We start from the raw sequence: 12,150 nt of genomic DNA, 5'->3' as shown, positions 1-12,150 counted from the left end.
TCAGCTCGTGTCGCGGACGGTGGCGGTGGCCGTCGAGCGCAGCCGCATCGCGCGCAGCACGTAGTCGACGCCGGTGACCAGGGTGAGCGCCAGCGCCACCGCCATGATCACCCAGCGCAGCGCGTCGGCCGGGCCGGCGATGTCGGGCACCGACTCCAGCGGCAGCACGAACAGCCCGATCGCGACCGTCTGCACCAGCGTCTTGGCCTTTCCGCCGCGACTGGCCGGGATGATCCCGTGGCGCAGCACGAAGAACCGCAGCAGCGTGATGCCGATCTCCCGGCCCATGATCACCACGGTGACCCACCAGTGCAGCTGCCCCAGCAGCGACAGCCCGATCAGCGCCGAGCCGATCAGCGCCTTGTCGGCGATCGGGTCGGCGATGGTGCCGAACGCGGTGACCAGGCCGCGGCTGCGGGCGAGCTCGCCGTCGAAGCGGTCGGTGATGGCGGCCACGGCGAACACCGCGAAGGCGCCCAGGCGCCAGCCGCCGTCCGTGCCGTCGCCGTGCATCAGCAGCACCAGGAACACCGGCACCAGCACCAGGCGCAGCCCGGTGAGCACGTTGGCGATGTTGAGCAGGGGCGGTGGACCGGCCGGCGCGGCGCTCATCGGGCGCTCATGGGGCTGTCCGCTGCGGGCTCATCGGGCGCTCCGTGCGACCGCGGGCGCCAGGCCCGACCGCGCGATCAGCTCGCGCGGCGAGACGATCAGGTCGGCGCCCTCGGTGCCGACCACGACGGCCCGCACCATGTCGCCGACCCCCAGGCCCGAACCCCGCTCCAGCACGCACTCGCCGTCGACCTCGGGGGCCTGGTGCGCCGCGCGCCCGGTGCACTCCATGTCCTCGTCCTCGGCCGCCTCGATCAGCACCTCGACCTCGGTGCCGACGCGGTCCTCCGCGCGCTGGGCCATCAGCTCCTCGGCCAGCCCCACGATCCGCGCCACCCGCTCGGCCACCACCTCGGGCGCCAGCTTGCCCTCGTAGCCCGCGGCCTCGGTGCCGTCCTCGTCGGAGTAGCCGAACACGCCGACCGCGTCCAGCCGGGCGCCGGTCAGGAACGCCTCCAGCTCGGCGAGGTCGTCCTCGGTCTCGCCGGGGAAGCCGACGATGAAGTTGCTGCGGATGCCCGCCTCGGGGGCCAGCGCGCGGATGCGCCCGCAGAGGTCGAGGAAGTCGGCGCGGGAGCCGAAGCGGCGCATCCGGCGCAGCACCGCCGGGCTGGCGTGCTGGAAGGACAGGTCGAAGTAGGGCGCCACGCCCGGCGTCGTGGCGATGGCGCTGATCAGGTCGGGGCGCATCTCGGCCGGCTGCAGGTAGCTGACCCGGATGCGGTCGATGCCCGGCACGTTCGCCATCCGCGGCAGCAGCCGGGCCAGTGCGCCCTGGCCGCCGGGCAGGTCCTTGCCGTAGGACGTCGAGTTCTCGCTGACCAGCACCAGCTCGCGCACGCCCTGCATGCCCAGCCAGGCCGCCTCGGCCACCACGTCGTCCTGCGGGCGGGAGACGAACGAGCCGCGGAACGACGGGATCGCGCAGAAGGCGCAGCGCCGGTCGCAGCCCGAGGCCAGCTTCAGCGACGCGACCGGGGCGTCGGACAGGCGCGTGCGGGTGAGGTCGGGCACCCAGGCGTGGCCGGGCACCGCGACGTCGCCCGCCGCGGCCGGCCGGTCGACCGGGCTGATCGGCAGCAGCGTGCGCCGGTCGACCGGGACGTGCGGGGCCGGGGCGTGCCCGCCGAGCACGTCGCCGAGGCGCTCGGCCAGCTCCGGGTAGTGGTCGAAGCCGAGCACGGCGTCGGCCTCGGGCAGGCTCTCGGCCAGCTCGGCGCCGTAGCGCTCGGCCAGGCAGCCGACCGCGACCACCTTGCCGCCGCTCTGCTTCACCACGTCGGAGGCGGCCAGCAGGGTGTCGATCGAGTCCTTCTTGGCCTGCTCGATGAAGCCGCAGGTGTTGACGACGATGACGTCCGGGGCGGGGCCGTCGCCCCCGGGGCCGCCGTCGGCGTCGACCAGCTCCCACCCGCTGCCCGCCAACCGGCCGGCCAGCTCCTCGGAGTCGACCTCGTTCCGGGCGCAACCGAGGGTGAGCAGGGCCGCACGGCGCGGAGGTGCGGGGGGGTCACTGGGGTCGGGCACGGTCACCAGGGTATCCGCCGCCCTGTGATCTACTGCCCCGCGTGGTTACGGTGGCCGTGCGGCGGGCCAGGACCGCCGACGTGAGAACGATCAAGGACCTGGTCGACGGGTACGCCGGACGGGTCCTGCTGGCCAAGGAGATCGTCACCCTCTACGAGGCCGTGCCCGAGTTCCTGGTGGCCGAGCTGGACGGCGAGGTCGTCGGCTGCGGGGCGCTGCACGTGCTGTGGGAGGACCTCGGCGAGATCCGCACGGTGGCCGTGCACCCGTCCGCCGTCGGGCGCGGGGTGGGCCACGCGCTGGTCTCCGCCCTCATCGACGGCGCCCGCGAGCTGGGCCTGCGCCGGCTGTTCGTGCTGACCTTCGAGAAGCAGTTCTTCGCCCGGCACGGCTTCGCCGAGATCGACGGCACGCCGGTCGCCCCGGACGTGTTCGCCGCGATGCTGCGCTCCTACGACGCGGGCGTGGCGGAGTTCCTGGACCTGGCCCACGTGAAGCCGAACACGCTGGGCAACGTGCGGATGCTGCTGCACCTGTAATCCGGTTCACCGCGGCACCCGCGCGGACCGATCCTGCCCCCGTGCGGGAAGTCGACACCGTCCGCGCGTTCCTGCGCTGGACCGGGCTGCGCGCGGGGTTGCACCGCGGCTGGTGGCTGGTCACCAGCGTGTACCTCGTCGTCGACGCGCGCCTGGACGCGGCCGGACCGGTGGGCGTGGCGGTGGCGCAGAGCGCCGCGGCGCTGGTGGCCGAGGTGCCGGCCGGGGTGCTCGCCGACGTGGTGGGGCGCAAGTGGTCGCTGGTCGTCTCGCACGCCCTGATGGGGACCGCGATGCTGGCCACGGGCCTGGTGACGGACCTGCCCGCGGTGCTCGCCACGCAGATGCTGTGGGGCCTGGCGTGGAGCTTCGCCAGCGGCGCGGACGTGGCCTGGGTCAGCGACGAGCTGGGCCGGCCGCGGGAGGTGGCGGCGGTGCTGGTGCGGGCGGGGCGGGTCGAGCTCCTCGGGTCCGCACTCGGCATGGCCGGGCTCGGGCTGCTCGCCTCGGCGGTCGGCCGCGGCCCGACGATGGTGCTGGCCGGGGCCGCGGTGCTGGCGCTCGGTGGCTGGGTCGCGACGCGGTTGCGGGAGCAGCGGGTACCGACCGCCCGCCGGGGCCGGGCCGTCCTGCTCGATGCGATGGCGCTGGTGCGCCGCAGCCGGGTGCTGCCGGTCGTCTTCGCGGCGGCCTCGCTGGTCGGGGCCGCGCTGGACGTGTCGGGGCGGCTGCAGCCGCAGCGGCTCGTCGCGGTCGGGTTCCCGACCGAGCCGCTGCTCTGGTTCAGCGCGCTCGGCATCGCCGCGCTGCTGCTGGGCGCGCTCGCGATGCGACGGCGCACCGCCGGCGCGGCGGGCCCCTGGTACGCGGCCGCGTGCGGCGGTGCGGCCGTGGGCGTGGCCGGGCTGGCCGTGGCGACCGCGGCGCCGGTCGCCGTCGCCGCGGTGCTGCTCCTCGGCGGTGCCGCGCCCATGACCCGGACCCTGGCCGTGGTCCGGGTCAACGCGGAGGCCCGCGACGACAGCCGCGCCACGGTGCTCTCGCTGCTCGCCCAGGCCGAGTACGCCGGGAAGATCGGCCTCGGAACCGGCCTGGCCGCGCTCGCCGGGGTCGCCGGGCCCGGCGGGGCGCTGCTCGCGGCCGCCGCCCTGCTGGCCCTCGCCGCCTGCCTGACGGTCCTCGGGCCGAACGGGCGGGGAGCGGACGTGGGTGGGCGGCCCTAACCTGGACCCGTGCCCGCGCCGACGATCGAGGGGCCGCAGCTGCGCTCCCGCCCGCCCGCGGCCGCGCTGCGCCCCTACGTCAGCGCCTACGCGGGGTACCGCACCCCGGCGGGGCCGCGCGCCGTGCACCAGGGGGTGGCGTCCGGGCACCTGACGTTCATCGTGTGCCTCGACGGCGCGGTCGAGGTGCTCGCGAACGCCGACCCCAGCCGTCCACCGGGCACCTTCACCGCACTGGTGGCCGGGCTGCACGACGGCCCGGCCGAGATCGCCGCGGGCGAGCCGCAGACCGGCCTGCAGCTGCAGCTCACCTGGCGCGGCGCGCGCGCCCTGCTCGGCCTGCCCGCCGCCGAGCTGGCCGGCGACACGGTCGACCTCGCCGCCGTACTGGGCCGCCGGGTCGGGCCGCTGCGGGAGCGGCTGGCCGAGCTGCCGGACTGGTCGAGCCGGTTCGACCTGCTCGACGCCGTGCTCACCCGGCTCGCCGCCGACGGGCCCGGCGAGCACGGCATCCGCCCGGAGGTCGGCTACGCGTGGGACCGGCTCGTCGAGACCGGCGGCACCCTGCGCATCGACGAGCTGGCCCGCGAGGTCGGCTGGAGCCGGCGGCACCTGGCCGGGCTGTTCCGCGCCGAGACCGGCGTCGCCCCCAAGGCGGCCGCCCGGCTGATCCGCTTCGAAGGCGCGCTCGACCGGCTGCGCGCACCCCACCGGCCGTCGCTGGCCGCGGTGGCGGCCGAGGCAGGCTACGTCGACCAGGCCCATCTGTCCCGCGACTTCCGCGACCTGGCCGGCACCACCGCCACGGAGTGGCTCGCCGAGCGCGCCCTGCGCTGACTGCGGCTGCCGGTCCCCGTCACACCCAGCCCCAGTGCCGGCGGTGGGCGTCGACGAGCCAGGCGTCCAGGGCCGCCGTGTCGGGCCGCTCGGGCAGTGGTGAGGTCACCGTGAGCCGCTCGATCTCGGCCTCCAGCTCGGCCGCCCGCTCCAACGCCTCCTCCTTGGTGCGCTCGCCGCGGCGCAGCTCCAGCAGCCAGGTCCGGTCGGGCTCGGGGACCGGGAGCGTGATCGTGCCGGTGCGCAGCAGCTCGGCGCCCTGCAGCCCGAGCCGGACCATGTGCGCGGCGAACTTGACGTCGAAACCGAAGCGTTCGCGGATGTCGGCGCGGCCCTGGTTGCGGGTGCCGCCCGAGCGCAGCCCCATCAGCCCGCGGCGCTGGGACTGCAGGTAGCCCCGGAACCGGGCGCCGGCCTGCCGGGACAGGAACAGGTGCCGGCCTGCCCGCAGCTCGCGGCCGAGCTCGTCGAGGTAGCAGACGTGCTCGTCGGGCACGAACAGCGGCAGCAGCACCGTGGGGTTGCCGCGGGCGGCGAGGGTCGCGAACTTGCGCAGGCCGTAGACGACCAGGTCGAGGTCGCCGGGGCCCGAGCAGGCGCCGTCGGGCTGGGTGCGGAACTGGTAGTGCTCGAACCGGGAGAGCCCGGCGACCGTCTCCGGCGGCTCGACGCACACGCCCATCTCGTCGCGGTCGCCCTGCCCGGCCAGCGAGATGCCGTGCACCTCGGAGCCGACCACGACGCGCAGGATCATGCCGCGCTCGGCGATGCGCTGGCGCCTGCTGCCCGCCACGACCGGGACCATCGGCCCGAGCCGGGACGCGTGTCCGACCGCCTCCATGGTCACCACCCCCGGTCGCCATCCTGGCGGCGGGTGACGGGCGGTCACCATCGATTTGCGCGCTCAGCCCTCGTCGTCGTCGGGGTCGGGCTCGGCTCCCCCGCCGCCGCGCATCATCCAGATGACGCCGTCGAGCTCGTCGGGCTTGATCAGCACCTCGCGCGCCTTGGAGCCCTCGGACGGTCCGACCACGCCGCGGGTCTCCAGCAGGTCCATCAGCCGCCCCGCCTTGGCGAACCCGACGCGCAGCTTGCGCTGCAGCATCGAGGTCGACCCGAACTGCGAGGTCACGATCAGCTCCGTGGCCTGCACCAGCAGCTCCAGGTCGTCGCCGATCTCCGGGTCGACCTCCTTGGCCTCGCCGGCCTTCTGCGCGGTCACGCCCTCGGTGTAGGTGGGCTCGGCCTGGTCCTTGGTGAACGCCACCACCGAGGAGATCTCGTCGTCGCCGACGTAAGCGCCCTGCATGCGGACCGGCTTGCCGGCGCCCATCGGCAGGTAGAGCCCGTCGCCCATGCCGATCAGCTTCTCCGCACCCGGCTGGTCGAGGATGACCCGCGAATCGGTCAGTGACGAGGTGGCGAACGCCAGCCGGGACGGCACGTTGGTCTTGATCAGCCCGGTGACCACGTCGACCGACGGGCGCTGGGTGGCCAGCACCAGGTGGATGCCGGCGGCCCGGGCCTTCTGGGTGATCCGCACGACCGCGTCCTCGACGTCGCGCGGCGCGGTCATCATCAGGTCGGCCAGCTCGTCGACGATGCACAGGATGTAGGGGTAGGGGCGGTACTCGCGCTCGCTGCCCAGCGGCGCGGTGATCTCCCCCGATGCCACCTTGCGGTTGAAGTCGTCGACGTGGCGGACCTTGTTGACCTGCATGTCCTGGTAGCGCTGCTCCATCTCCTCGACCAGCCAGGCCAGCGCCGACGCCGCCTTCTTCGGCTGGGTGATGATGGGCGTGATCAGGTGCGGGATGCCCTCGTACGGCGTCAGCTCGACCATCTTCGGGTCGATCAGGATCATCCGGACCTCGTCCGGGGTGGCCCGCGACAGCAGCGAGACCAGCATCGAGTTGACGAAGCTCGACTTACCCGAACCGGTGGAGCCGGCCACCAGCAGGTGCGGCATCTTGGCCAGGTTGGCGCACAGGAAGTGACCCTCGATGTCCTTGCCCAGCCCGATCACCAGCGGGTGCTGCTCCGCCCGGGCGGTGGAGCTGCGCAGCACATCACCCAGGCGCACCATCTCCCGGTCGGTGTTGGGCACCTCGATGCCCACCGCCGACTTGCCCGGGATCGGGGCCAGGATCCGCACGTTGTCGGTGGCCACCGCGTAGGAGATGTTCTTGGTCAGCGCGGTGATCTTCTCCACCTTCACCGCCGGGCCGAGCTCGATCTCGTAGCGGGTGACGGTCGGGCCCCGGGTGAAGCCGGTGACCTGCGCGTCGACCGAGAACTGGTCGAGCACACCGGTGATCGACTCGATCATGGCGTCGTTGGCCCGGCTGCGGGTCTTGGGCACCGGGCCGGTGGGCAGCAGGTCGCTGGGGGGCAGCTGGTAGGGCGGCTCGCCCTCGCGGCTCTGCACGGTCAGCCGCAGCTGCTCGCCGACGTCGCCCTCCGGCTCCGGCTCGGCGGGCGGGGTGGCCGGGATCGCCGCGGGCGGGGTGCGGCGGGACTTCGCCGGGGACGGCACCGCCTCGGCGGGCGCCGCCTCGATCGCCGGGACGGGCGGGCCGTCCGCGGCGTCGTCCGCGGCCTCCACGAGGTCGGCGACCCTGGTCGCCTGGCGGCGCCGGGACGGCCGGCGCAGGGCGGCGGGCGGCGCCTCGGCGACCTCGTCGGTCGCCGGCTCGACGACCGCCCCGTCGGCCGGCTCCCAGCCGGCCGCGACGGCGTCCTCGTCCAGGCCCCGGCCGAGCAGCCGGCCCAGCCGCGCGGGCACGGCGCGCACCGGGGTGCCGGTGAGCACCAGCAGCGCGTAGCACGACAGCAGCACCAGCACCGGCACGGCCACCCACGCGGTCAGCCCGGTGGCCAGCGGCGTCGCCGCCAGGTAGCCGATCGCGCCGCCGCCCTCGTTCCACCGCTCGGGCTCGGACGGGCTGCCCGAGCCCAGGTGCACCAGCCCGAGCGCGCCCAGCGCCAGCAGGGGCGTCCCGACGGCCACCCGAGGGCGTGACTCCGGGCTCGGCTCGGTGGCCATCAGCACGATCCCGGCGCCGAGCAGCAGCACCGGCAGCACGACCGCGCCGTGGCCGATGACGTAGCTGATCGCCGTGGACAGCCACTGCCCGACCGGTCCGCCCGCGGCCCACCAGATGCCGGCCGCGCTGACCACGGCCAGCACCATCAGCACGACGCCCACGCCGTCGCGGCGGTGGGCCGGGTCGAGCTCGCGGGTGCGCCCGACGGCCTTGCCCATCGAGCGCCCCATCCGGGCGACGCCGCGCCCGACCCCGTCGATGGCGCGGTCGAGCAGGTCGGGGCCGCGCTTGGGCGCCGGCTTGCGGGCGGCCGGGCGGCGGGTGGAGCCCGACGGCCGGCGCGCGGGCGTGCGCGGGCTCGCCCCCCGCGAGCCGGACGCACCGCTCGACCGGGGCGCGCCGCTCTTCCCGGTGCCACTCCGGCCGGTGGTCGCGCGTCCTGCCATCCACTCACGGTATCGGCAACCGGTGATCGACTCCGGCTGCGACGCACGAGGGGATCGACCCGTGGCGCGTCCCCGGGACGGTCCGTGAGCCAGCTCACCCTATTTCCGGGTCCCGTCGGCCCTCAGGAGACACGAGGCACCGAACCCGTGCCGGAGCACAGCCGACCCGGAGGACTCGACCACCATGGCGACGCCCGCACCCGCGCGACGGACCACGGCGGTAGCGCCGTGGACCTGACGCTGCTGGCCGTGGCCGTCGTGGTGGCCGCCGCACTCACCTGGTGGTTCATGAACCCGCCGCACCGCGACGCCCCGACCGAGCAGCGCTCCCCCGGCTCGGCCGCGGGCACCGCCGACCCCACGCCGACCCGACGCCCCGACGCCCCGCCGTCCGGACCACCGGACGACCGCACCCGCCGCCGGATCCTCGGCGCGGCCGCCGGTCTGCTGCTGGTGCTGGTCGTGGTGCTGGCGTTCGTGCTGGCCCGCTACGGGTGAGGGCTCACCGGTAGCGGCGCAGCACGACCCACGTCGTGGTGCGCACGGTCTCCGACCAGCCGGAGATCAGGTCGAGCACGGTGTCGAGCTCCTCGGCGCTGCCCGCGGCCAGCAGGACGACCAGGTCGTACTCGCCGGCGACCGTCTCGATCTCGCTGACGCCGTCCAGGGCCATCAGCCGCCGCACGTACCCGGCGACGTCGGGGGTGCGGATGACGACGCCGACCCGGGCCCGGTGGGCGTGCGGCTCGTCGGGCAGCACCACCTCGGCCCGGTAGCCGCGGATCACCCCGGCCCGCTCCAGCCGCTGGACGCGGGCCAGCACGGCCGTGCGCGACAGCCCCACCCCGCGGCCGAGCTCCGCCATCGTGGCGCGCCCGTGAGCGGCCAGCAGGGCGAGCAGGGCCCGGTCGAGATCGTCGATCTGACGGTTCGTCGGCGCCACGGGGCAATCGTGGCAGTTCGTCGGCCGATGCCGACGCTCTGCCCGCTGCGCGGCGACGCGCCCGCTCCCGACACTTCTCCCATGACCTCACCGGGCCCGCTCACCGCCGCGGACGTCCACGAGACGCTGCGCCGCCACATGCTCGTCGACGGTTTCGACCTGGTCCTCGACACCCGGGCCAGCCGGGGCTCCTGGCTGGTCGACGCCCGCGACGGGACGCGCCACCTCGACCTGTTCAGCTTCTTCGCCTCGGCGCCGCTGGGCATGAACCCGCCCGCGCTGACCGGCGACCCGGCGTTCCTGGCCGAGCTGACCGAGATCGCGGTGAACAAGCCGTCGAACTCCGACATCGCGACCGTCGCGCAGGCGGCGTTCCTGCGGACCTTCGCCCGGGTGCTGGGCGACCCGGCGCTGCCGCACCTGTTCCTGGTCGAGGGCGGCGCGCTGGCGGTGGAGAACGCGCTGAAGACCGCGTTCGACTGGAAGCGGCTGCACAACGCGGCCAACGGGCGCCCGCCCGAGCGGGGGACGAAGGTGCTGCACCTGCGCAAGGCCTTCCACGGCCGCAGCGGCTACACCATGTCGCTGACCAACACCGACCCGCGCAAGACCGAGCGCTTCCCGATCTTCGACTGGCCGCGGATCGACGTGCCGGCGATCCGGTTCCCGCTCGACGACAGTGCAGCGGGCAGAGCCAACCTGGCCGCCGTCGTCGCGGCCGAGGAGCGCGCGCTGGAGCAGGCGCGGGCCGCGTTCGCCGCGCACCCGCACGACATCGCCTGCTTCATCGCCGAGCCGATCCAGGGCGAGGGCGGCGACAACCACCTGCGGGCGGAGTTCCTGCAGGCGGTGCAGGCGCTCTGCCGCGCGCACGACGCCCTGTTCGTGCTCGACGAGGTGCAGACCGGCTGCGGGATGACCGGCTCGGCCTGGGCCTACCAGCAGCTGGGCCTGGAGCCCGACGTGGTGGCGTTCGGCAAGAAGCTGCAGGTCTGCGGGATCATGGCCGGCCGCCGCGTGGACGACGTGGCGGGCGGCGTGTTCGAGGTGCCCTCGCGGATCAACTCCACCTGGGGCGGCAACCTCACCGACATGGTCCGCTCCCGGCGCTACCTCGAGGTCATCGAGGCCGAGGGCCTGGTCGAGCGGGCCGCGGTGCTGGGCAAGCGGCTGCTCGACGACCTGCGCGCGGTGCCGGGCATCGACAACGTCCGCGGCCGCGGCCTGTTCGTGGCCTTCGACCTGCCCACGCCCGGGGAGCGCGACGCGGTGGTGGCGCGGCTGCACGCGGGGCGCGTGCTGGTGCTGCCCAACGGCGAGCGCTCGATCAGGCTGCGCCCCGCGCTGTCGATCGGCGAGGATGAGCTGGGCCTCGCGGTCTCGGCGATCACCGCCGCCGCGGCCGGGTCCGATGTCGTCCTTCCGGGGGTCGACCAGTGACGACGACCGCAGCGACGACGACCGGAGTTCCCTCCACCACCCGGCTGACCTCGGTCAACCCGGCTCGCACGGACGAGGTGGTCGGCGAGGCCGAGCCGGTCGACGCGGCCGCCTTCGTCGACGCCTGCCGCACCGCCCGCGGAGCCCAGCGCGGGTGGGCCGCCGTGCCCGCCCCGGTGCGCGGGCGCGTGGTCGAGCAGATCGGGCGGCTGTTCGAGGCCAACAAGGAGGCGCTGGCGCGGCTGGTGACGCGCGAGATCGGCAAGCCGCTGGCGGAGTCGCGCGGGGAGGTCCAGGAGGTCATCGACACCTGCACGTTCTTCGCCGGCGAGGGCAGGCGCCTCTACGGGCAGACCGTGCCCAGCGAGATGTCGGACAAGCAGCTGTTCACCTTCCGCACCCCGGTCGGGGTGGCGGTGATCGTGACCGCGGGCAACTTCCCGGTCGCGGTGCCGTCCTGGTACCTGGTCCCGGCGCTGCTGTGCGGGAACACGGTGGTCTGGAAGCCGGCCGAGTACACCCCCGCCATCGCCGCCGCCTTCACCGAGCTGTTCCAGCGCGGCGGGCTGCCCGACGGCGTGCTGCAGACGGTGCCGGCCGACGGACCGACCACCTTCGAGGGGCTGTCCGCGGCCCTGGACGCCGGCCTGGTCGACAAGATCGGGTTCACCGGCTCGTCGGCGGTCGGGGTGCGGATCGGCGAGCTGGCCGGGCGCCACCTGCAGGTCCCCTGCCTGGAGCTGGGCGGCAAGAACCCGCTGGTCGTGATGCCCGACGCCGACCTCGACCTGGCCGTGGAGGGCGCGCTCTTCTCCGGCTTCGGCACCGCGGGGCAGCGCTGCACCTCGCTGGGGACGGTCGTCGTGCACCGCGACGTGCACGACGAGTTCCTGCGCCGCTTCGACGCCGCCGTGCGCGCCGCCGCCGTCGGCGACCCGACCGCCGACGTGCTGTACGGCCCGATGATCTCGGCCCGGTTCCTGGAGTCGTTCGAGCGCCACCTCGACCTCGTGCGCCCGCACCACACCCTGCACGGCTCCACCGGCACCGGCCGGATCACCGCGGACAACCCGCGCGAGGGCTTCGTGGGCGACCCCGACGCCGGGCTGTTCGCCCACCCGACGATCGTCGACGGCGTCCGCGCCGACGACGAGATCTACCGGACCGAGACCTTCGGCCCGATCGTGGGCGTGGCCGCGTTCGACACCTTCGACGAGGCGCTGGCGCTGGCGAACGACCACGGCTACGGCCTGTCCGCGTCGATCTACACCTCCACGCTGGCGCACGCGTTCCGGTTCCGCGAGGGGGTCCGCGCCGGGATGGTCAGCGTGAACAACTCGACCTCGGGCGCGGAGGCCCACCTGCCCTTCGGCGGCAACGGCCGCTCGGGCAACGGCAGCCGCCAGTCCGGGGTGTGGGTGCTCGACCAGTTCACCCGCTGGCAGTCGATGAACTGGGACTACGCGGGCACGCTGCAGAAGGCCCAGATGGACACCGCGGTGCTGCCCGCCGACCAGGACTTCCGCCTCTGATCAC

At 74.8% G+C, this 12,150-nt stretch carries 11 protein-coding genes; 6 read left to right on the top strand and 5 right to left on the bottom strand.

What is annotated here, in order from left to right; genetic code table 11:
• Both pgsA and rimO read right to left on the bottom strand, forming a co-directional pair.
• Positions 1-612: a CDP-diacylglycerol--glycerol-3-phosphate 3-phosphatidyltransferase gene (pgsA, locus tag KDL28_RS05505; RefSeq protein WP_252436111.1), complete on the bottom strand. Its 612-nt coding sequence runs from the start codon at positions 610-612 to the stop codon at positions 1-3.
• Between the two features lie 30 nt (positions 613-642).
• Positions 643-2,139, bottom strand: a complete 1,497-nt coding sequence (rimO, locus tag KDL28_RS05500; RefSeq protein WP_252436110.1) for a 30S ribosomal protein S12 methylthiotransferase RimO — start codon at positions 2,137-2,139, stop codon at positions 643-645.
• Positions 2,140-2,180: 41 nt separating this feature from the next.
• Between rimO and KDL28_RS05495 the strand changes: the two genes are divergently transcribed.
• From KDL28_RS05495 to KDL28_RS05485, 3 genes are read left to right on the top strand one after another with little or no spacing between them, the layout of a single operon-like run.
• Positions 2,181-2,678, top strand: a complete 498-nt coding sequence (locus KDL28_RS05495) for an amino-acid N-acetyltransferase (protein ID WP_252436109.1) — start codon at positions 2,181-2,183, stop codon at positions 2,676-2,678.
• A gap of 41 nt (positions 2,679-2,719) precedes the next feature.
• Complete coding sequence (locus KDL28_RS05490) at positions 2,720-3,901, top strand: MFS transporter (RefSeq protein WP_252436108.1); 1,182 nt, start codon at positions 2,720-2,722, stop codon at positions 3,899-3,901.
• A gap of 9 nt (positions 3,902-3,910) precedes the next feature.
• Positions 3,911-4,738: a helix-turn-helix transcriptional regulator gene (locus KDL28_RS05485; RefSeq protein WP_252436107.1), complete on the top strand. Its 828-nt coding sequence runs from the start codon at positions 3,911-3,913 to the stop codon at positions 4,736-4,738.
• A gap of 19 nt (positions 4,739-4,757) precedes the next feature.
• Here KDL28_RS05485 and KDL28_RS05480 read toward each other — a convergent pair whose 3' ends face one another.
• A complete protein-coding gene (locus KDL28_RS05480) occupies positions 4,758-5,579 on the bottom strand; it encodes a nucleotidyltransferase domain-containing protein (RefSeq protein ID WP_252436106.1) in 822 nt (273 codons plus the stop codon).
• 63 nt (positions 5,580-5,642) lie between these two features.
• On the bottom strand, positions 5,643-8,231 hold the full coding sequence (locus KDL28_RS05475; RefSeq protein ID WP_252436105.1) for a DNA translocase FtsK: 2,589 nt from the start codon (positions 8,229-8,231) through the stop codon (positions 5,643-5,645).
• Between the two features lie 228 nt (positions 8,232-8,459).
• Between KDL28_RS05475 and KDL28_RS05470 the strand changes: the two genes are divergently transcribed.
• Positions 8,460-8,729, top strand: coding sequence for a hypothetical protein (locus tag KDL28_RS05470; protein ID WP_252436104.1), 270 nt, complete (start codon positions 8,460-8,462; stop codon positions 8,727-8,729).
• A gap of 4 nt (positions 8,730-8,733) precedes the next feature.
• Here KDL28_RS05470 and KDL28_RS41355 read toward each other — a convergent pair whose 3' ends face one another.
• Positions 8,734-9,174: an Lrp/AsnC family transcriptional regulator gene (locus tag KDL28_RS41355; protein ID WP_252436103.1), complete on the bottom strand. Its 441-nt coding sequence runs from the start codon at positions 9,172-9,174 to the stop codon at positions 8,734-8,736.
• A gap of 81 nt (positions 9,175-9,255) precedes the next feature.
• Between KDL28_RS41355 and lat the strand changes: the two genes are divergently transcribed.
• Both lat and KDL28_RS05455 read left to right on the top strand, forming a co-directional pair.
• On the top strand, positions 9,256-10,614 hold the full coding sequence (gene lat / locus KDL28_RS05460) for an L-lysine 6-transaminase (protein WP_252436102.1): 1,359 nt from the start codon (positions 9,256-9,258) through the stop codon (positions 10,612-10,614).
• Positions 10,611-12,146, top strand: coding sequence for an aldehyde dehydrogenase family protein (locus tag KDL28_RS05455; protein ID WP_252436101.1), 1,536 nt, complete (start codon positions 10,611-10,613; stop codon positions 12,144-12,146). Before lat ends, KDL28_RS05455 begins: the two co-directional genes overlap by 4 nt.
• Positions 12,147-12,150: the final 4 nt, after the last annotated feature.

The sequence above is a fragment of the Pseudonocardia humida genome, from assembly GCF_023898865.1.
Taxonomy (GTDB): Bacteria; Actinomycetota; Actinomycetes; order Mycobacteriales; family Pseudonocardiaceae; genus Pseudonocardia; species Pseudonocardia humida.
This window is presented reverse-complemented; position numbering and strand designations above follow the sequence as displayed.

What these genes read in the sequence shown, in the direction of transcription:
- KDL28_RS05480 (WP_252436106.1), bottom strand. Translation starts at nt 5,579, where the DNA reads ATGGAGGCGGTCGGACACGCGTCCCGGCTCGGGCCGATGGTCCCGGTC.
- KDL28_RS05475 (WP_252436105.1), bottom strand. Translation starts at nt 8,231, where the DNA reads ATGGCAGGACGCGCGACCACCGGCCGGAGTGGCACCGGGAAGAGCGGC.
- pgsA (WP_252436111.1), bottom strand. Translation starts at nt 612, where the DNA reads ATGAGCGCCGCGCCGGCCGGTCCACCGCCCCTGCTCAACATCGCCAAC.
- lat (WP_252436102.1), top strand. Translation starts at nt 9,256, where the DNA reads ATGACCTCACCGGGCCCGCTCACCGCCGCGGACGTCCACGAGACGCTG.